Source organism: Streptomyces sp. NPDC052701, from assembly GCF_040678355.1.
Lineage (GTDB): Bacteria > Actinomycetota > Actinomycetes > Streptomycetales > Streptomycetaceae > Streptomyces.
The window spans coordinates 235,171-255,388 of the sequence record NZ_JBFATO010000006.1 but is presented as its reverse complement, the minus strand read 5'-3'; the positions used below and the strand labels follow the sequence as shown (position 1 = coordinate 255,388).

Below are 20,218 nucleotides of genomic sequence, written 5' to 3'. Positions count from 1 at the left end.
GGCGCGGCACCGGGGTCAGGGACGCGGGGTCACGGGCGCAGCGCCGGCTCGCGCTGCACGTCCCGCTTGTCCAGCTTCGCGTCGAACTTCGCCAGCGGCCTCGCCGCCGACGGGTCCGCCTGGACCGAGGCCGGGGCGACGCCCGCCCAGTCGAGGATGCGGGCCGTGGCGAGGGCCCTCTCCTCGGGGACGAGACCGGCCACGTTCGCGCCGTGGTTCATGCCGGGGGCCGTGAGGACGTAGGAGTCCTCGGCGCCCCTGCCCAGCCGGAAGGGCTCGGCGCCCCACGGGTCGTTCTCGCCGTAGACGAAGAGCATGTGGCGGGCGTTGTGCCGCACCCAGGTGTCGACGTCCCGCATCGCCCACGGCTGGAACCGCATCGGGATCTCCCGCGGGACGAAGTTGCGCGGCGGCTGGTAGCCGTAGCGGACGTACTTCTTCTCGATGTGCGGGAAGCGGATCGTCGGCGCGCCCAGCTGGGTGCCGGCCTGGTAGTAGTACGGCGTGTACGGCGCCAGGCCCTGGTCGGTGTAGAAGGAGAAGCCGGAGATCGTGTCGATCGACGTCCAGATCTCCTCGTCGGTGGCCTTCTCGGCGTCGGCCGGGATCTGGTCGCAGTCCTGCAGCAGGCTGTACTGCCAGAAGCCCCACACGTAGTCCAGGACGACGGCCTCGAAGGCCCGGTCCAGGCTGCCGATGGTCTCGAAGGTGTAGCCGTTCTCGGCCGCGTACGCCGCGTACCTCTCCTCCAGCGGCTCCCGGCGCACCAGCGCCTCGCGCTGCACGGCGTTCAGCCGGTCGCGGCACTCCTGGGTGCCGACGGTGGCGAAGAAGCGGTCGTAGGCCGAGTCCTCCTTGTTCACCACGTCGTTGGGGGCGACGTAGGCGACGACGCCGTCCATGTCACGCGGGTAGAAGCGCTCGTAGTACGTGGCGGTCATGCCGCCCTTCGAACCGCCCGTGGAGATCCACTTCTTGGGGTAGATGCGCTTCAGGGCCGTGAAGATGCGGTGCTGGTCGCTGGCGGCCTGCCAGATGTCCAGCTTGGACCAGTTCGCCGGGTCGGGCCGGGAGGGGGTGAAGAAGCGGTACTCCATGGAGACCTGGTTGCCGTCCACGATCTGGGTCGGCTCCCGGCGGCCGGGGCTGGTGGAGACGTTGTAGCCGCCGGTGTAGAAGACGGTCGGCCGTGCGACGTCCTTGTGCAGCACGGTGATGCGCTGCTGGAACGTGCCCGCCGCGGGGCGGCGGTGGTCGACCGGCTGGGCGTAGGTGAGGACGAAGAAGCGGTAGCCGGGGTACGGCTTCTCCTCGACCAGGCTCATGCCCGGTACGGAGAGCAGTCTCTCCTTGATGTCGGTGGTGCCGGCCGGGCCGGTGGCTCCCGGCTCGGCGGCGGTGGCCGCTCCCGCCGTGCTCAACGTGCCTATGAGCACCGTGAGCGCCAGCAGCCATCTGAGCGCCTTGCGCATGCGCACTCCCCTGTGAGACAGATGTGCGCCGGAAGCTATCGGACCAACTCACCGGCGCACCAGGGGAATAGGGGAATCCCTCTACCGGGGCCTGTCGTCGAACTCCCGTCGTCCGCCCGGAGGGCGGGCCCCGCGGCGTCGGGTGCGTGCTCCCGGTGTGCCGGGCGCCGGCCCTCGTACGGGATGTACTCGGGTCTGCGCCCGGTGCGGCGAGAGTGCGTGCAGGGCGTCGCGGGGCAGGCGGGAGTCCGCCGACAGGCCCTGGGGCGGGGCGGTCAGCACAGGATCCAGCCCGAGCTGACCGACCCCCGGCCCACCCGGCCCTTGACCCACACGCAGCGCTGCCCGGCGTACACGGTCACCGGGCCGGCCCGGTACCTGTACCGTCCCTCGTCCACGACCGGCCGCCCGCCGCGCGCCCGCACGCTGACCGACATGACGCGCTTCGTCCCGGCCTCGTGGGGTAGGGTGACGGCACAGACGTAGCCGTCCCGCTTGTAGACGAACACCGAGCCGGTGGAGAACGGAAGCGTCCTGACCTTGCGTCCGGCACAGTGCGCGGCGGCCTGCGCCTCACCGGGCGCGGCGACGGCGAGCAGCCCCGACGCGGTCAGCACGGCCAGGCCGGCCGCGAGCCGCCGGCGTATCGCTCCACTGTCCACTTCAGCCCCTCCGTACCACGACTACGGCGAATCGACGTACGGATGTACGGACGCACGGCGTATGCCGGATGGTTGCACGACCGTCACGGGGACACCGCCGGACGGCCGGTGTCACGGGGGTGCGCAACGGCGCCCCGCCGTGGGGCGGTTGCCGCAGCGCCCCCGCCGTGGAGCGGTTGCCGCAGCGCCCCCGCCGTGGAGCGGTTGCCGCAGCGCCCCCGCCGTGGAGCGGTTGCCGCAGCGCCGCACCGCGGGCGCCGCGGCCCGCCTCACCGGGACGCGCCCACCGGCTCCTCCGGTCCGGTCCGGCCGACGAACGTGCGCCACAGCCGGGCGTACCGGCCGCCGCGTGCCAGCAGCTCCTCGTGCGTGCCGTCCTCCACGACCCGGCCGTGGTCCATGACGACGACCCGGTCCGCGCGGGCGGCGGTGGTGAGGCGGTGGGCGACGACCAGGGTCGTGCGGCGGCCCGCCAGACGGTCCGTCGCCCGGTTCACCTGCGCCTCGGTGGCCAGGTCCAGCGCGGCCGTGGCCTCGTCGAGGAGCAGGATGTCCGGGTCGACCAGCTCGGCGCGGGCCAGGGCGATCAACTGCCGTTGCCCGGCGGAGAGGTTGCGGCCGCGTTCGGCGACCTCGTGGAGGTAGCCGCCCTCCAGCCCGGCGATCATCTCGTGCGCGCCGACCGCCCGGGCCGCCGCCTCCACCTCGGCGTCGGTGGCGTCGGGGCGGCCGTAGGCGATGGCGTCGCGGACGGTGCCCGGGAAGAGGTACGCCTCCTGCGGGACCACGCCCAGACGGTGCCGGTAGGAGGCGAGGTCGAGGTCGCGCAGGTCCGTGCCGTCGACGGTGACCCGCCCGCCGGTCGGGTCGTAGAACCGGGCCACCAGCTTCACCAGGGTCGACTTGCCGGCGCCGGTCTCGCCGACGAACGCGACGGTCTGCCCGGCCGGGACGCGCAGGTCGACTCCGCTCAGCGCCTCCTCGCCGTCGCCGTAGGCGAAGTGCACGTCCTCGAAGGCGATCTCGCCGCGCAGGGAGAGCACTTCGAGCGGCTCGGCGGCGCTCTTCGTCGACGTCGGCTCCCGCAGCAGCTCCTGGATGCGGCCCAGTGAGACCGACGCCTGCTGGTAGCCGTCGAAGACCTGCGAGAGCTGCTGCACCGGCGCGAAGAACAGGTCGATGTACAGCAGGTAGGCGACCAGCGCGCCGACCGTCAGCGTGCCCTCGTCGACCCGGGCGCCGCCCACCACCAGCACGGCCACCGCCGCGATCGACGACAGGAACTGCACGAACGGGAAGTACACCGAGATCAGCCACTGGCCGCGGATCCGGGCGCGCCGGTAGTCGTCGCTGCGCTCGGCGAACCGCCGCCCGCCGTCCCGCTCGCGCCGGAAGGCCTGCACGATCCGCAGCCCGGCGACCGACTCCTGCAGGTCGGCGTTGACCACCGAGACCCGCTCGCGGGCCAGTTCGTACGCCTTCACGCTGGCCCGGCGGAAGAAGAAGGTGGCGACGGCCAGCGGGGGCAGGGTCGCGAAGACGACGAGCGCGAGCTGCACGTCGATGACGAGCAGGGCGGCCATGATGCCGAAGAAGGTGACCACCGAGACGAAGGCCGTGACCAGGCCCGTCTGCAGGAACGTCGACAGCGCGTCGACGTCGGTGGTCATCCGGGTCATGATCCGGCCGGTCAGCTCCCGCTCGTAGTAGTCGAGGCCGAGCCGCTGGAGCTGGGCGAAGATCTTCAGCCGGAGCGCGTACAGGACGCGTTCGCCGGTGCGCCCGGTCATGCGGATCTCACCGCTCTGCGCCGCCCACTGGACGATCACCGTCAGCAGCGCGAGCAGCGAGGCCGACCAGACGGCGCCCAGGGCGAGCCGGGTGACGCCGTCGTCGATGCCGTTGCGGATCAGGAGGGGCAGCAGCAGGCCCATGCCTGCGTCCACGGCGACCAGCCCGAGGCTGACCAGCAGCGGGACGCCGAAACCGCGCAGGAGGCGCCGCAGCCCGTACGACTCCTCCGGCTGCACGGCACGCGCCTCGTCGACGTCCGGGGTGTCGGTGGCCGGCGGCAGCGCCTCGACCTGGGCGAGGAGCTCGGGGGTGGCGGGACTGCCGGACATCGCCGTGTCCCTGGGCTCGCGCTCCCCGGCCCACAGCCGCGGTGTGATGCCGCGCTCGGCGTCGAACTCGGCGTCCAGCTCCTCGCGTACGGAGGTGTCCTCCCGCGGGGCCGCGGGCGGGGTGCGGCCCGGGGAGACGGCGCCCAGCTCGTCGGGGTCGGTGAGGAGGTGCCGGTACAGGGCGGACCGCTCCTGGAGCTCCTCGTGGGTGCCGATGTCGGCGAGGCGTCCGCCGTCGAGGACGGCGATGCGGTCGGCGAGGTTCAGGGTGGAGCGGCGGTGGGCGATCAGCAGGGTGGTGCGGCCCCGCATGACCTCCTTGAGCGCCTCGTGGATCTCGTGCTCGACGCGGGCGTCCACGGCGGAGGTCGCGTCGTCCAGGACCAGCAGGCGCGGATCGGCGAGGATCGCGCGGGCGAGCGCGATGCGCTGGCGCTGGCCGCCGGAGAGGGTCAGGCCGTGCTCGCCGACCTTGGTGTCGTAGCCGTCGGGCAGCTCGGCGATGAACCGGTCGGCCTGGGCGGTCCGGGCGGCGGCCTCGATCTGCTCCTGGGTGGCGTCCGGACGGCCGTAGGCGATGTTGTTGCGGACGGTGTCGGAGAAGAGGAAGGAGTCCTCGGGGACCAGCCCGATCGCGGCCCGCAGCGACTCGAGCGTCAGTTCGCGCACGTCGTGGCCGCCGACCAGGACGGCGCCGTGCGTGACGTCGTAGAAGCGCGGCAGCAGGAGGGAGACCGTGGACTTGCCGGAGCCGGAGGAGCCGACGACGGCGAGGGTCTCGCCGGGACGGATCTCGAAGGAGAGCCCGTCCAGGACGGGGCGGGCGGGGTCGTAGCCGAAGGAGACGTCGTCGAACTCGACGGTGGCGGGCGCGTCGGCGGGCAGTTCCCTGGTGCCGTCGGCCAGGGACGGTTCGGTGTCGATCAGCTCCAGGACCCGCTCGGTGCCCGCCCGGGCCTGCTGGCCGACGGTGAGGACCATGGCGAGCATGCGGACCGGGCCGACGAGCTGGGCGAGGTAGGTCGAGAAGGCGACGAACGTGCCGAGCGTGATCTCCCCGCGCACCGCGAGCCAGCCGCCGAGCGCCAGCATGGCGACCTGGCCGAGGGCGGGGACCGCCTGGAGGGCCGGGGTGTACCGGGCGTTCAGCCGGATGGTGCGCAGCCGCCCGGCGAACAGCCGCCGGCCGACCTCCCTCAGCTTCCCGGTCTCCTGCTCCTCCTGCCCGAAGCCCTTGACCACGCGTACGCCGCCGACGGCGCCGTCGACCACGCCCGCGACGGCGGCGGCCTGGGCCTGGGCGTACCAGGTGGCGGGGTGCAGCCGGGTGCGGCTGCGCCGGGCGATCCACCACAGGGCGGGGGCTACGGCGAGCGCCACGAGCGTGAGCGGCGGCGACAGCCACGCCATGATCACCAGGGAGATCAGGAACAGCAGGACGTTGCCGATGGTCATCGGCAGCATGAAGAGCAGGCCCTGGATCAGCTGCAGGTCGCTGGTGGCCCGGCCGACGACCTGCCCGGTGGACAGTTCGTCCTGGCGGCGCCCGTCGAGCCGGGTGATCGTCGCGTACATCGCCGTGCGCAGGTCGTGCTGGACGTCGAGGGCGACCCGTCCGCCGTAGTAGCGGCGGACGTAGGTCAGGACGTAGACCAGCAGCGCGGCGCCGATCAGGGCGGCCGCCCAGGGGGTCATCGCGCGGCTGTGGTCGCCGACCACGTCGTCGACGATCACCTTGGTGATCAGCGGGATCAGCGCCATGACCGCCATGCCGGCCAGGGAGGAGCCGAGGGCGAGGACCACGTCCCTGGGGTAGCGCCAGGCGTGGCTCCACAGTCGCCGCGCCCAGCCGGGTTTCCCCTGCCCGCTCCCGCCCCGTTGCGATGCCACGCCGGTGCCCTCCGATCGTCCTGATCTTCCGGAAGGCACCAACACGGGCGGAAGCGGATTTCATCCCTCCGCAACAAATCCGGGACCGCGGTCGCAGCGGTCTCCGGCCGGGGTCCTACGACCCCGGCCGGGACCGGTCGGAGGCGGACGCGCAGGTGCAGGAAGCGGGCCGTCCGGACGGCGTTCCGGTCGCCGACGCCGACCAGGGGCATCTTCAGCCGACCCCTGGCGCGGCCCGTGACCGCCCTGCCCTCGATGTCGTCCAGGAGCGGGCCGGGCTGCGACTGCCTGGCGACGGGCCCCGGGTCCGGGCAGACGGCGAGGTCGGCGAGCAGGGTCCTGCGCACCGGCCGCACCCCACCCCACCCTGCCCGGTCAGGCACCCGACACCGCCGGCGTCCGTGGCGCGGCGCGGGCCGGCGAGGCGGAGGCAGATGCGGAGGCGGACCGTGGTGCCGACGCCGGCGGTGAAGCCGCGCTCCAGGGCGAGGAGGCGGCCACCGGGCGTCGCGGCGACCTCGGTGATCCCGGAGGGCACTGCGCACAGCGCGCCCCGGCGCTGCGGCGGGATCGCTGCGGGTGATATCGGGAGCGACGGTTTCGCCGGCCACAGGAACAGGACGAGCCATCACCCTGTCCAGCCGGTGAGCCTATGTGTAGATGCCACCCTCAAGATTGTCGAACATTTCCACCCATTCACTGTACTCGTGGGCGAACGGCAGCGGATCGACGCTTTGGATCTCGTCCATCAATGCGCCCACTTCACGCTTGCGCCGTGCATACTCGGCATCGTCGTCCTCACCGTCCACACGAGCATAGGCCTGGATGTATCCGAGGAAGGACGCCATGGTCTTCGCCAGCGAGGAAAGATCCCGATGCACCGGAATCAACGACTTCGTGGCATCCGTGTACTGATAGACGATTCCACTGACCGGATCGACGGTCACGGCGTTGACAGGAAAGTTGCCGACCGGGACGACGTGTTCCACTCCGTCCGGGAACTGCCAACCTCGCTCCTCGCGTGAAGCACGGTCCCAGACCAGATCGGCGTCGAACTCGACGGGGAGAGCGAACGACAACTCGAACTCCTCGGCATCGGGAAGCCCCACTTCGGCGAGGAACTCCACCGCCTCCCCGGTGAAGCCGTATCGTGCCGCGGTCTCGGCCGGCAGAAGGTGCACGTTGTCCTCGCCCACCACCGCGGCCAAAAGTTCGTGATCCACATCGAAGAGCATGTGTCAGCCTCGCCTGTTCTTCCTCGCCGCCTGCTCAACCTTCGCGGGTCCACGACACCGCCGTGCTTCACGAGGCCGCCGGCCGCACCTCTCATCCCGGGCCCCACAGGCCCGCGCCGATGGACATGACGATCTCCAGCCACTCGCTGTGCTCGTCACCGAAGGGACGCGGGTCACGGGCGGTGATCTCCCGCTTCAGCCCGTCGAGCACCCCCTCGAGTTCCTCGAGGGCCTCGTCGTCGTCCTCGTAGCCCTCGGGCAGCCCCCGGACCACCTGCGTCAGCCGCGTGACGGTGTGGACGAGGGAGGAGACGTCACCGTGCAGCGGAACGGGCCGCATCACGCCTTCCGCCATCTGGTGCAGCTCCCCCGATGCCGCGTCAAGGACGATGGCGCTGATCTCGAAGTTCCCGGCGAAGAGCCAGTCCGAGGCCGCCGACGGAAGATCCCACGTATCACCGAGCTCCTCCACCGACACCTTCCTGAGCGAGTTGCGCGAGTCGTCGAGCCCCGCAAAGGAAACGAAGTCGTTGTCCGGCAGTCCGACTTCGGTGAGAAACCTCAGGGTCTCTCCTGTGATACCGCTCGCGCCTGCCGCCTCGTACGGGACGCACCTGATGTTCCCCGCTCCGAAGACATCGGCGAGGTCGTCGTGGGTGATGTCGAAGATCATCCGGTTCCTGTTCGTGTCGCGGTGCGCAATCAGCCCGTTCAAGGAGTCACCGGAGGGTTTTCACCGGAGTGCTTCCCGGTCCACCGGTCGTAGCAGGAGGGCAGCTTCCGGCAGGGTTCTCACTCGGTGTGGCGACTGTACAGGTGGTTCCCTTGTGCCGATTTCGGGGCGCGCCCCGGCGCAACCGGGCCAAAGGGGGACTGCACGACTTCCCGGCTTGAGGGGAAGTTCACCGCTCGACGTCCGACAGAGCGTCGACGACCACCTCCCGTCCCGCCTCGCGATTCGTTCACCACATCTCGTCGAGGAATTCCTCCAAAATGGTGTTCCACTCCGATTCCTCATGCCGCAGGGGGGTGGGATCAAAGGCCGTCACCGCCTGACGGAACCGGTGGGCAATCCCCTCCCGGCCGCCTCCCTGCGCCGAGGAGTCCTGGAGCTTGCGCAGCTCGTTCAGACAGAAGGCCAGCGACTCCACGTCGCGGTGCAGGGGAATGCAGTCCTCCTCGCCTTCCGGGTAGCCGTACACGGCACCGGTCGCCGGATCGACGACGATCAGGGTCGTCCTGAGGTAGCCCAGGGTCTGCCAGTGCCGACGCTCGGCCGGGCACTTGTCCCCCACTAACTCAAACAGCGCGCCGAGCTCCACCGGGTCCGCCTCGTCGACGGCATCGTCCGCCCGCACCGTGCAGAGACGGTTCACCGGGAGTCCCACGCTGCTGAGAAACCTCGCCGTATCAGGCTCGAAAACCCCGCCGGGCGGCTGCGGGAAGAAGATGACAGCATCCAGCCCGTGGAGGCGCACGAGCTGTTCACCGTCGAGAACCTTCTTCATGGAGGATTCCTCTGATTCCTTCCGTGCGCCTTCTTGAGTCGGTCCATGCAGGCGTCGTGTTCCTTGTTCTGGGTCGACTTGTCACTCTGATCACAGTTCGCGGCGTGCGTCACCGCCAGGTCCGGGTTCGCTGGCTTGAAGAAGCAGTCCGACCATTCATTGCGTCTGGGATTCTTCTGGCATGGCTCACGTTCCGTGACATCTCTCGGGCAGCTTCTTGCCCACGCGCCGCATCCCCCTCGTAGATCAACTCCCTTCACCCTTGCAATCGATCATGCATTCTTCAACACGGCGTATGGCCGACAGCGGGGAGCCGAGGAGTCGTCAGCGCGGTCGCAGGCGGATCAGTGACCCGTCCGTGCCGATCAGCCATTCCTCCGTGCCGGACAGGGCGAGCGCGTCGACCGGTGCGCCGGGGCGGAAGGCGCGCTCCTCGTGCGCGTCCGGGCGGCGGTACGGGACGAGGCCGTCCGCCCGGACGACGGCCAGGGCGAGGCCGGTCGTCGTCATCGCCGCCGCCAACGCGCTGATAGGACAACGACGTTCACCCATCGGCACGGTCAGCGGGTCGTTGCCGGGGCGCCACGCCCGGACCCGGCCGTCCGCTCCCCCGCTGTGGACCAGCGGGACGCTCTCCCCCGCCGCCGGGCCGGGTTCCCCCACCGGCACGTCCACCGAGGCCAGGGCCGTGCCGGCCCCCTCCCCGGGCGGCCCCTGACATGCCGTCGGGTCCCGTCGGCCCGTTTCGGCGTGTTCGCCGGTTGCCGTCACCCGATGGACACACCGATTTCCTTTACACGGCTGCATGTCCATGCCACTCTCCCGGTGCCGCCCCCCCCTCAACCCGCGTAGAACGGACCCCACATGCCGCGCACACGCATACGCCCCCGCAAGCCGGTGGCGCTGGCCACCGCCGCCGTCCTGGCCGCTCTCACCACCCCCGCCCTGACCGCCGCCCCGGCCGCCGCGACCAGCACCGCCGCGACCACCACCGCGTACGACACGACGTACTACAGGACCGCGGTCGGCAAGACGGGCACGGCGCTGAAGTCGTCCCTGCACACCATCATCAGCAGCCAGACCAGGCTGTCGTACTCGGCGCTGTGGGAGGCCCTCAAGGTCACCGACCAGGACCCGGCCAACAGCGCCAACGTCATCCTGCTGTACTCCGGCAAGTCCCGCAGCAAGAGCCTCAACGGCGGTGACGTCGGCGACTGGAACCGCGAGCACGTCTGGGCGATCTCCCACGGCGACCTCACCACCTCGACCGGCCCGGGCACCGATCTGCACCACATCCGCCCCGAGGACGTGACCGTCAACTCCGTGCGCGGCAACAAGGACTTCGACGAGGGCGGCAGCCCGGTCGGTGGCACGTCGACCAGCTACACCGACTCCGACTCCTTCGAGCCCCGCGACGCCGTCAAGGGCGACGTGGCCCGCATGATCCTCTACATGGCCGTCCGCTACGAGGGCGACGACGCCTGGGCCGACCTGGAGCCCAACGACCGGGTGGGCAACGGCAGTGCGCCCTACACCGGCAAGCTGTCCGTCCTGAAGCGGTGGAACGAGCAGGACCCGCCGGACGCCTTCGAGGAGCGCCGCAACCAGGTCATCTACGACAGCTACCAGAAGAACCGCAACCCGTTCGTCGACCACCCGGAGTGGGTCGAGGCGATCTGGTGACACCGGGCGCCGGTGCTGCGCGGGCCCGCACGCCCCGCGCGTCAGCGCCCGCCGCCCGGCGGAGAACTATCCCGCCGGGCCTCCGGTTCACTCCATGAGGTGGTGTGGACGACCGCCCCGGGCGGCCCGCCCCACCCCGCCGGGACCATGGCATCACCCCGGCACGTCCGCCGGGGCGATCCGATTCCCCGACACCTCACCGGAGAGTGCCGTGAAGACTCGTTCCTGGTCCCTTGCCGCCGTCCTCGCCCTGACCGCGCTCCTGCTGCCGGCCCACGCGGCGTCCGCCGCGCCGGCCGCACCCCCGTCCTGTCCCGACGGCTCGGTGTGCTTCTGGAGCGGCGAGGGCTTCGGCGGCGACTACTGGGAGTGGACCGCGCGCAGCGGCTACCGCGACATGCCGCCCCGCCTCCACGACCGCGTCGGCTCGTTCGTGGCCAGCACCCGGGCCTGCTTCATCAACTGGCAGCCGGTCGAGAAGCGGGACGTGTTCAACGGCGACTGGCGCTCCCGCTACCGCGGCGACTTCGGCGGCCGCATCGACGGGGTCGGACCGGGCGGCTGCTGACCCGCCGGACTCAGCCCAGGTGCGTCGGCGCGAACATCCGCAGCACGGCGGGGAGGACGACCACCGACGGCCCCGGTGAGGCGAGTGCCTTCGCCAGGTCCGTCTCCAGGGCGTCCGGGGTCGTCCGCACCCCCGGCACCCCGAACGACTCCGCCAGCGCCACGTAGTCCGGCCGGGCCAGTTCCGTCGCCGTCGCCTGCCCGAACGCGTCCGTCATGTACTCGCGCAGGATGCCGTAGCCGCCGTCGTCGACGATCAGCCAGGTGACGTTCAGATCGTGCTGCCGCGCGGTCGCGAGTTCGGCGACGGAGTACAGCGCCCCTCCGTCGCCGGAGACCGCCAGCACCGGCTGGGAGGGGTCGGCGACCGCCGCGCCGAGGGCCGCCGGGAAGGCGTAGCCGAGGCCGCCGGCGCCCTGGGCGGAGTGCATGGTGTTCGGCTTCTTCGGGTCGAAGGCCGACCACGCCCAGTACGCCAGGATCGTCATGTCCCAGAAGGAGGGGGCGCTCGCGGGCAGGGCCCGGCGGACCGACGCCAGCAGCTCCTGTTCCAGGGTGAGTTCCTGGGACGCGATGCGCTCGCCCACCCGGGAGAGCAGCGCCCGTACGCGTTCCGGGGCGGCCGGGTCCCGGCGCTCGCGGACCGTCTCCAGCAGCGCCTGCAGCGCCAGGCGCGCGTCCGCGTGGATGCCGAGGGCCGGGTGGTTGGACTCCAGCTTGCCGAGGTCCGCCTCGATCTGGACGACGCGGCCGCGCGGCCTGAACGTGTGGTAGTTCGAGGAGAGTTCGCCGAGGCCGGAGCCGACGACCAGCAGGACGTCGGCGTCCTCCAGGAAGTCGGTGGTGTGGCGGTCCTCCAGCCAGGACTGCAGGGACAGCGGGTGGTTCCAGGGGAAGGCGCCCTTGCCGCCGAAGGTGGTGACGACGGGGGCCTGGAGCCGTTCCGCCAGCTCCCTCAGCTTGCCCGAGGCGTCCGAACGAACCACTCCCCCGCCCGCGATGATCGCCGGGCGGGCGGCGCGCGACAGCAGGTCGGCGGCCACGGCGGTCAGTTCGGGGCGCGGCGGCAGGTCCTCCGGAGCGGCGTCCAGGCCGGTCACCACCGGCAGGGAGGCCGGCGCCAGCAGCACGTCCTGCGGGATCTCCACCCACACCGGGCCGTGCGGGGCGGTCAGCGCCGACTGCCAGGCCGCGGCGATCGCGGAGGGGATCTGCGACTGGGTGCGGACCGTGTGCACGGACTTCACCACGCCCCGGAACGAGGCTGCCTGGTCGGGGAGTTCGTGCAGGTAGCCGTGGCGTCCGCCGCCCAGGCCCGCCGTCGGGACCTGGCTGCCGATCGCCAGCACGGGGGCCGAGGCCGCCGCCGCCTCCTGCAGCGCGGCCAGCGACATCAGCGCGCCGGGACCGGTCGACAGCAGCAGCGGGGCCGCCTCGCCCGTGATCCGGCCGTACGCGTCCGCCGCGAAGCCGGCGTTGTTCTCCACCCGCAGGCCGACGTACCTGAGGTCCGAGCGGCGCAGGGCGTCGAACATGCCGAGGGCGTGCTGGCCGGGCAGGCCGAAGACGGTCGTCGCGCCGAGCCCGGCCAGCGTCTCCACGACCAGGTCTCCGCCGTTGCGGCCGGGGGGAGGGTTCAGGGCGGCCTCCGTCTGGGCGGCCATCGGACGGAGTACCAGGTCGTGGTCGTGGGTCACTGCGCTGCCTTCTCCTGGGCGATCCGGCGGGACATGAGCGTCGTCAGTTCGTACGCCGTGTGGGACGCGGCCACCGACGTGATCTCGGCGTGGTCGTAGGCGGGCGCCACCTCGACGACGTCCGCGGAGACCAGGTTGCACGACGCCAGCCCGCGCAGGATCTCCAGCAGTTCGCGGGAGGTCATGCCGCCCGCCTCCGGGGTGCCCGTGCCGGGCGCGTGGGCCGGGTCGAGGCAGTCGATGTCGATGGAGATGTACAGCGGGCGGTCGCCGATGCGCTGGCGCAGCTGGTCGGCCACCTCGTCGGCGCCCCGGCGGTAGACGTCCGCCGAGGTGACGATGCCGAAGCCCATCTTCTCGTCGTCGGTCAGGTCCTGCTTGCCGTACAGCGGGCCGCGGGTGCCGACGTGGGAGAGCGCCTCGGTGTCGAGGATGCCCTCCTCCACCGCGCGCCGGAACGGGGTGCCGTGGGTGTACTCGGCGCCGAAGTAGGTGTCCCAGGTGTCGAGGTGGGCGTCGAAGTGGAGCAGGGCGACCGGGCCGTGCTTCCTGGCGACGGACCTCAGCAGCGGCAGGGCGATGGTGTGGTCGCCGCCCAGCGTCATCAGGCGGGCGCCGGTGCCGAGCAGTTCGTCGGCCGCCGCCTCGATCGTCTCCACGGCCTCGTTGATGTTGAACGGGTTCACCGCGATGTCGCCGCCGTCGGCGACCTGGGCGAGGGCGAAGGGGGAGGCGTCCTGCGCCGGGTTGTAGGGGCGCAGCAGCCGGGACGCCTCGCGGATCGCGTTGCCGCCGAAGCGGGCGCCCGGCCGGTAGGAGACGCCCGAGTCGAACGGCACGCCCACCACGGCGACGTCGGCGCGGCCGACCTCGTCGAGGCGGGGCAGCCGGGCGAAGGTCGCGGGACCGGCGTACCGCGGGACGCGGGAGGAGTCGACGGGGCCGCGGGGCGTCTCGGTGCTGCTCATGGGAACTGCCTTCTTTCTTAAGCTTTCTTACGCTTCGTCGCGTATGTGCTGCTTGCTTCCCGACTCTACCGGGGAGCCGGGACCGGTTCGGACAGGGGTTCGGGAGACCGGCCGGCCAGGCGTTCGCGCCAGGCGGCGAGCACGGCGGCGTCGGTGGCCGGGGTGGCCAGGGAGACGACCAGGTAGGCGGCCAGGGAGGACAGCAGGCCGTAGTAGACGGGCTCGTTGGCGAGGATGCCGTAGCCGGCCATCAGGCCGATGACCGCGAGGCCGCCGACCACGACGGAGGCCAGGGCGCCCTGCACGGTGCCGCGCTTCCACAGCAGCCCGCCGAGGATGGGGACGAGGAGACCGCCGACCAGGAGGTTGTAGGCGACGGTCAGCGCCTCGACGACGTCGTCGATCGCGATGGCGGTGCCGATGACGGCGATGCCCATGATCAGGATGAACGCTCGGTTGCCCCTGACCTCGTCGTGCTGTTGCCCGCCGGAGGACGTCACGACGCCCCGCAGCCGCGCCCAGATGTCGTTGTTGGCGACGGTCGCGCAGGCGATCAGCGCGCCGGAGGAGGTCGACATCACGGCCGCGAGCGCCGCCGCGAGCACCAGGCCCCGCACCCCGGCCGGGAGTTCGTCCTTCACGATGGTCGCGAAGGCGTCGTCGGCACTGGACAGCTTCGGGTAGAGCACCTTGGCCGCCGTGCCGATGACCGCGCCGGCGAGGGCGTACGCGAGGCAGTAGGTGCCCGCGACGGTTCCGCCCCACCGGGCCGTGCGGTCGCTGCGGGCGGTGAAGACGCGCTGCCAGATGTCCTGTCCGATGAGCATGCCGAAGGTGTAGATCAGCACGTAGGTGAAGATCGTCTCGCCGCCGATGCCCAGCGGGTCGAAGTACTCGGTCGGCAGCTGCGCCCGCATCTCGGAGAAACCGCCCGCCCTGACGACGGCGATGGGCAGCAGGAGCAGCAGCACGCCGACCGTCTTGACCACGAACTGCACCATGTCGGTGAGCGTGATCGACCACATGCCGCCGAGCGTGGAGTACGCGACGACGATCGAGCCGCCGAGGACGATCGCCGCGGTCCGGTCCATGTCGAACAGGACGTCGAAGATGGTGGCGTAGGCGATGGTGGACGTCACGGCGAGCATGAGGGTGTACGCCCACATCACGACGCCGGAGATGACGCCCGCGCGGCCGCCGTAGCGCAGGTCCAGCATCTCGGAGACGGTGTAGACCCTCAGCCGGGCGATGCGGGCGGAGAAGAACACCGACAGCGCGAGCAGGCCGAGGCCGATGGTGAGGACCATCCAGGCGCCGGACAGGCCGTACTGGTAGCCGAGGCCGACGCCGCCGATGGTGGAGGCGCCGCCGAGCACGATCGCCGCCATGGTGCCGGAGTACATCGCGGGCCCGAGGCGGCGGCCGGCCACCAGGAACTCGCTCTTGGACCCGGCGCGGCGCATGCCCCACCAGCCCATGGCCAGCATGCCGGCCAGGTAGACGACGATGACGGTGTAGTCGACGGCCATGTGGGGCCTCCTTCACGCACTCTCGGTGGCGTGTCGTGCGGTTGCCGGGGAAGCCGGCAGCGGCTCGCGGGGACATCCGCCCGTACCCGTGGCTGCCGGTCTGGGTCGACCCTAGGTGGCCGGAAAGCGACTGCGAAGTGTACTTTTCCTCCATTCGGATCCCGGTGGACGGAGGAAACGCACACCATGCCGGATCCCGCGGTCCCGCCCGCTCCCCCGGTGCCCCTGGCGGCTCTGCTGGCCCGCGAGGACCTGGCCCTGCGCCGGATCGCCGGACCGCGGGACCCGGACACCGTGATCCACTGGGTGCACACCTCGGAGATGGCGGACCCGTATCCGTACCTGCTGGGCGGGGAGCTGCTGCTGACGGCGGGCGTCCACATCCCGCAGGAGGCGGACCCGGCCGGGAGCGCCCAGGGCCCGCGGGACTACTTCGACGCCTACGTCTCCCGGATCGTGGCCGCGGGCGGCGCGGCGCTCGGCTTCGGTCTCGCGCCGGTGCACGACACCGTGCCGCACGCCCTGGCCGCGGCCTGCGAGGCGTACGGACTCCCCCTGCTGGAGGTCCCGCCGCACACCACCTTCTCGGGCGTGGCCCGCGCGGTCTGGCAGCTGATGGCCCAGGCCCGCCTGGCCGAGCTGCGCCGGGTGACCGAGGCCCAGCAGAGCCTGGCCGCCGCCGCGGCCCGGCCCGACCCGGTGCCGGCCGTGCTGCGGCAGCTCGCCGGGCGGCTGGGCGGCCGGGCGGTGCTGTACGGACCGGAGGGGGCCCCTCTGGCGGCGGCCGGGCGGGAAGTGCCGGCCGAGGTCGCCGAGGCGATGGCGGCCCTGGCCCGGGAGGTCACCCGCCGCGCCTCCTCCACCGCCACCGACACCCTGGCCGGCACCCACCTCGCCGCCTACGCCCTCGGCACCGGGCAGGGCTTCGTCCTCGGGGTCGCGGCCCCGCAGCGCGCCGCCGGCGACCACACCGTGGCCTCCGTCGCCGCCGTCCTCCTCTCCCTGCTCACCGGCGAACACCAGAGCACCGCGGGCGCGGCCCGCTCCTCCGCCCTGGTACGGCTCCTGCTGGGCGCCCCGCCCGAGGAGGTGGCCCCGCTGCTCGGCGCCGGGACGTGGCGCGTCGTGCACGCCCGCCCGGACACCGGCGCCCCGGACGCCGTCGCCGCCTCCGCGCTGGGCGCCGCCCTGGGCTCCCCCCTGGTCGACGCGGCCGGGGACGTCGTACGCGTCCTCGTCCCCGCCGGCCGGGCACCCGCCCCGCTGCCCGGCTGGACCCTGGGCGTCAGCGCCGCCGCCGGCCCGCCGGACTGGCCGGCCGCCGACACGCAGGCCGCCCGCGCCCTGGCCCGGGCCCGCGCCACCCGCGCCCCCCTGGTCCGGCACGGCGACCGCCCGGTCCTCGCCGACCTGGTCCCGCCCGACGAGGCGGCGGCCCACGCCCGCGCCCTGCTCGCCCCGCTCGCCGGGCGGCCCGCCCTGGCCGAGACCCTGCGCACCTGGCTGTCCCTGCACGGCAGCTGGGACCGCACCGCGGTCGCCCTGTCGGTGCACCGCAACACCGTGCGGCAGCGCATCGCCCGCTGCGCCGCGCTGCTGGAGGCCGACCTGGACGACCCGGACGTACGGATGGAACTGTGGTTCGCGCTGCGCCGGGCCTGAGTACGTGACGCGCGTCCCAGCGTCCGATACGCCAAGGACGGCCCCCGGCCGCTGCCTCACAATGGATGCCATGCCGATACCCGGGACACCCAGCCGCGCCGAACTCGTCGAGCACCTCGTGAAGACCCGTATCGCGGGGAAGGTGGCCACACCGCGCGAGAACAACCTCTCCCACTACCGGAAACTGGCCAACGGCGACCGCCACTACTGGCTCGGACTGGAACTCGGCGACCGCTGGACCGACGAGCAGGACGTGCTCGCGGTGATGGCGGAGCGGTGCGGCGTCAGCGACGACCCCGGGCACCGGTACGGCCAGGACACCATCGACCCCGAGCTGACCGTCGCCGCGCTGGAGCGGATGGCCGGGCGGCTGCGCAAGGCGGCCGACGGCGGGCAGCGGGTGCTGTTCGCCACCGGGCACCCCGGCGGCCTGCTGGACGTGCACCGCGCCACGGCCGCCGCCCTGCGCGCGGCGGGCTGCGAGATCGTCGTCATCCCGGACGGGCTGCAGACGGACGAGGGGTACGTCATGCAGTTCGCTGACGTGGCGGTGCTGGAGCACGGCGCCACGCTGTGGCACACCCACTCCGGCGAGCCGATGAAGGCGATCCTGACCGGCCTGGAGCGCGCGGGCCGCCCGCTGCCCGACCTGGTCGTCGCCGACCACGGCTGGGCGGGGTACGCCGGCCAGCACGGCGTGGACTCGGTCGGCTACGCCGACTGCAACGATCCGGCGCTGTTCCTCGCGGAGGCCGAGGGCACCGTGCAGGTGACGGTCCCTCTCGACGACCACGTGGTCAGTCCGCGCTTCTACGACCCGATGACGCGGTACCTGCTGACGGAGGCGGGCCTGCTCTGAGGAGGAGCCAGGCCCTGTCGTCCGGATCTTCCCGGCGTCGCGGCGCCCGGCACGCACATCCGCGGCGTCGTCGCCGGCCTCCGACGCTCCGCGTCGGCTCCCTCCTCCGCCTTGCAGCCGCACGCACCAGGCCCCGCCCGGGTCGGCTGAAAGGTGCCGCACCTCACAGCCGGCCCGATCCGGACAACAGGCCCTAGGTCCGCGGCACGCGGACCACGCCCTCCTGGACGACCGAGATCGCCAGTCGCCCGTCCTGCGTGTAGATGCGGGCCTGGCCCAGGCCGCGCCCGCCGTACGCGGACGGCGACTCCTGGTCGTACAGCAGCCACTCGTCGGCGCGGAACGGCCGGTGGAACCACATCGCGTGGTCCAGCGACGCCCCGACCACGTCGCCGACGGCCCAGCCGCCGCGGCCGTGCGCGAGCAGCACCGAGTCCAGCAGGGTCATGTCGGAGACGTAGGTGGCGAGGACGACGTGCAGCAGCGGGTCGTCGACCTCGCGGTCCAGCTTGCCGTCGGTGCGGAACCAGACCTGGGAGCGCGGCTCGCGCGGCTCGCCGAACCGGCCGAACGGCGGCTCGCCGACGTAGCGCAGGTCGACCGCGGCCCGCGCCTCGACAAACCGCTCCACGATCTCCGGGTCGAGGTGGGCGTAGCCGCGCAGCCGCTCCTCGGAGGTGGGCAGCGTGGCCGGGTCCGGCGCGGGCGGCATCGGCGCCTGGTGGTCCAGGCCCTCCTCGTACGCCTGGAAGGACGCCGAGAGGTGGAAGATCGGCTTGCCGTGCTGGACCGCGACCACCCGGCGGGTGGTGAAGGAGCGGCCGTCGCGGATCCGGTCGACCGTGTAGACGATGGGGGCGCCCGGGTCGCCGGGGCGCAGGAAGTACGCGTGCAGGGAGTGCGCCGGCCGGTCCGCGGGGACCGTGCGCCCGGCGGCGAGGAGCGCCTGGGCCGCGACCTGTCCGCCGAAGACGCGCGGGACGACGGCGGAGCGGGACCGGCCGCGGAAGACGTCCTCCTCGACCCGCTCCAGGTCGAGCAGGTCGAGGAGGCCCTGAAGTGCCTGGCTCATGGGGGCGGTGGTGTGCGGCGGGGGTTCCGGCGGCCCTACAGCCCCATGTCCTTGGCGATGATCGTCTTCATGATCTCGCTGGTGCCGCCGTAGATGCGGTTGACGCGGTTGTCGGCGTACAGGCGGGCGATCGGGTACTCGTTCATGTAGCCGTAGCCGCCGTGCAGCTGGAGGCAGCGGTCGATGACGCGGTGCGCGACCTCGGTGCAGAACAGCTTGGCGCTGGCGGCCTCGGCGGGGGTGAGCTCGCCGGCGTCGAGGGCCTCCAGCGCGCGGTCGGCGACGGCCTCGGCCGCGTCCACCTCGGCCTGGCAGGCGGCCAGTTCGAACTTGGTGTTCTGGAAGTGGGCGACCGGCTTGCCGAAGACGGTGCGCTCCTGCACGTACTGCTTGGCGAACCGGACGGCGGCCTTGGCCTGCGCGTAGGCGCCGTAGGCGATGCCCCAGCGCTCGGAGGGCAGGTTGGCGCCGAGGTAGGAGAAGCCCTTGTTCTCCTCGCCGAGCAGGTCCTCGACGGGCACCTTGACGTCGACGAAGGCGAGTTCGGCGGTGTCGGAGGTCTTCAGGCCGAGCTTGTCGAGCTTGCGGCCGACGGAGTAGCCCTCGGACTTGGTGTCGACGGCGAACAGGGAGATGCCGTGGCGGCGGTCCTCGGCCGTGGGCGCGGCCGTGCGGGCGCAGACGATGACCTTGTCGGCGTGGACGCCGCCGGTGATGAAGGTCTTGGCGCCGTTGAGGACGTAGTGGGTGCCGTCCTCGCTCAGCTTGGCGGTGGTCTTCATGCCCGCGAGGTCGGAGCCGGTGCCCGGCTCGGTCATCGCGATGGCCCACATCTCCTCGCCGGAGACGAACTTGGGCAGGAACCGCTTCTTCTGCTCGTCGGTGGCGAGCATCTTGATGTACGGCAGGGCGAGCAGGACGTGCACGCCGGAGCCGCCGAAGGTGACGCCCGCGCGGGCGGTCTCCTCGTACTGGATGGCCTCGAACTTGTGGGTCTCCAGGCCGGCGCCGCCGTACTCCTCGGGGACGTTGATGCCGAAGACGCCCAGCTCGCCGAGCTTGTAGTAGAAGTCGCGGGGCGCCTGACCCGCCGCGAACCACTCGTCGTAGACCGGGACGACCTCGGCCTCGATGAAGGCGCGGATGGTCTCCCGGAACGCCTCGTGATCCTCGTTGAACACCGTACGGCGCACGCCGCCACCTCCACGGACTCTGGGCATGTCTAAGCGCTTGCTCAGACTCAAGGTACCGGCGAGTACGAAGCCCGTCCAGGGTGACCTTGCCCACCTCG

General features: G+C 72.1%; 16 protein-coding genes. 4 read left to right on the top strand and 12 right to left on the bottom strand.

Features of this window, described 5'->3' with window-relative positions; translation table 11 throughout:
• Nucleotides 1-29: 29 nt before the first annotated feature.
• The 7 genes from AB0L29_RS10815 to AB0L29_RS10785 form a co-directional block, all read right to left on the bottom strand.
• Nucleotides 30-1,472, bottom strand: a complete 1,443-nt coding sequence (locus AB0L29_RS10815; protein WP_365825536.1) for a S28 family serine protease — start codon at nt 1,470-1,472, stop codon at nt 30-32.
• 275 nt (nt 1,473-1,747) lie between these two features.
• Nucleotides 1,748-2,134: a hypothetical protein gene (locus tag AB0L29_RS10810; protein WP_365825534.1), complete on the bottom strand. Its 387-nt coding sequence runs from the start codon at nt 2,132-2,134 to the stop codon at nt 1,748-1,750.
• A gap of 269 nt (nt 2,135-2,403) precedes the next feature.
• The gene (locus tag AB0L29_RS10805; protein ID WP_365825532.1) at nt 2,404-6,147 is read right to left on the bottom strand and encodes an ABC transporter ATP-binding protein; all 3,744 of its coding nucleotides are present in this window, start codon (nt 6,145-6,147) and stop codon (nt 2,404-2,406) included.
• A 650-nt stretch (nt 6,148-6,797) separates the two neighbouring features.
• On the bottom strand, nt 6,798-7,382 hold the full coding sequence (locus tag AB0L29_RS10800) for an SUKH-4 family immunity protein (protein ID WP_365825530.1): 585 nt from the start codon (nt 7,380-7,382) through the stop codon (nt 6,798-6,800).
• Nucleotides 7,383-7,473: 91 nt separating this feature from the next.
• Nucleotides 7,474-8,097 carry an SUKH-4 family immunity protein gene (locus AB0L29_RS10795; RefSeq protein ID WP_365825528.1) on the bottom strand — a complete coding sequence of 208 codons (624 nt, stop codon included), beginning with the start codon at nt 8,095-8,097 and terminating at the stop codon, nt 7,474-7,476.
• Between the two features lie 247 nt (nt 8,098-8,344).
• Nucleotides 8,345-8,890 (bottom strand): SUKH-4 family immunity protein, encoded by a 546-nt coding sequence (locus AB0L29_RS10790; protein WP_365825526.1) that lies wholly within the window; start codon nt 8,888-8,890, stop codon nt 8,345-8,347.
• A 324-nt stretch (nt 8,891-9,214) separates the two neighbouring features.
• Nucleotides 9,215-9,553 (bottom strand): hypothetical protein, encoded by a 339-nt coding sequence (locus AB0L29_RS10785; protein ID WP_365825524.1) that lies wholly within the window; start codon nt 9,551-9,553, stop codon nt 9,215-9,217.
• 201 nt (nt 9,554-9,754) lie between these two features.
• Between AB0L29_RS10785 and AB0L29_RS10780 the strand changes: the two genes are divergently transcribed.
• Both AB0L29_RS10780 and AB0L29_RS10775 read left to right on the top strand, forming a co-directional pair.
• Complete coding sequence (locus AB0L29_RS10780; protein WP_365825522.1) at nt 9,755-10,573, top strand: endonuclease; 819 nt, start codon at nt 9,755-9,757, stop codon at nt 10,571-10,573.
• A 211-nt stretch (nt 10,574-10,784) separates the two neighbouring features.
• Nucleotides 10,785-11,141, top strand: coding sequence for a peptidase inhibitor family I36 protein (locus AB0L29_RS10775; RefSeq protein ID WP_365825520.1), 357 nt, complete (start codon nt 10,785-10,787; stop codon nt 11,139-11,141).
• Between the two features lie 10 nt (nt 11,142-11,151).
• Here AB0L29_RS10775 and AB0L29_RS10770 read toward each other — a convergent pair whose 3' ends face one another.
• The 3 genes from AB0L29_RS10770 to AB0L29_RS10760 form a co-directional block, all read right to left on the bottom strand.
• Nucleotides 11,152-12,837: a thiamine pyrophosphate-binding protein gene (locus AB0L29_RS10770; protein ID WP_365825518.1), complete on the bottom strand. Its 1,686-nt coding sequence runs from the start codon at nt 12,835-12,837 to the stop codon at nt 11,152-11,154.
• Nucleotides 12,834-13,805 carry an agmatinase gene (speB, locus tag AB0L29_RS10765; protein WP_365825516.1) on the bottom strand — a complete coding sequence of 324 codons (972 nt, stop codon included), beginning with the start codon at nt 13,803-13,805 and terminating at the stop codon, nt 12,834-12,836. The genes AB0L29_RS10770 and speB overlap by 4 nt, the downstream gene beginning before the upstream one ends.
• A 65-nt stretch (nt 13,806-13,870) precedes the next feature.
• Nucleotides 13,871-15,334, bottom strand: coding sequence for a sodium:solute symporter (locus AB0L29_RS10760; protein WP_365825514.1), 1,464 nt, complete (start codon nt 15,332-15,334; stop codon nt 13,871-13,873).
• Nucleotides 15,335-15,520: 186 nt separating this feature from the next.
• Between AB0L29_RS10760 and AB0L29_RS10755 the strand changes: the two genes are divergently transcribed.
• Both AB0L29_RS10755 and AB0L29_RS10750 read left to right on the top strand, forming a co-directional pair.
• Nucleotides 15,521-16,996, top strand: coding sequence for a PucR family transcriptional regulator ligand-binding domain-containing protein (locus tag AB0L29_RS10755; RefSeq protein WP_365825512.1), 1,476 nt, complete (start codon nt 15,521-15,523; stop codon nt 16,994-16,996).
• 70 nt (nt 16,997-17,066) lie between these two features.
• A complete protein-coding gene (locus AB0L29_RS10750; RefSeq protein WP_365825510.1) occupies nt 17,067-17,855 on the top strand; it encodes a phosphatase in 789 nt (262 codons plus the stop codon).
• A gap of 193 nt (nt 17,856-18,048) precedes the next feature.
• On the opposite strand, the gene AB0L29_RS10745 is transcribed toward AB0L29_RS10750, so the two are convergent.
• A complete protein-coding gene (locus tag AB0L29_RS10745) occupies nt 18,049-18,927 on the bottom strand; it encodes an acyl-CoA thioesterase II (RefSeq protein WP_365825508.1) in 879 nt (292 codons plus the stop codon).
• 35 nt (nt 18,928-18,962) lie between these two features.
• Nucleotides 18,963-20,120: an acyl-CoA dehydrogenase family protein gene (locus AB0L29_RS10740; protein ID WP_365825506.1), complete on the bottom strand. Its 1,158-nt coding sequence runs from the start codon at nt 20,118-20,120 to the stop codon at nt 18,963-18,965.
• Nucleotides 20,121-20,218 lie beyond the last annotated feature (98 nt).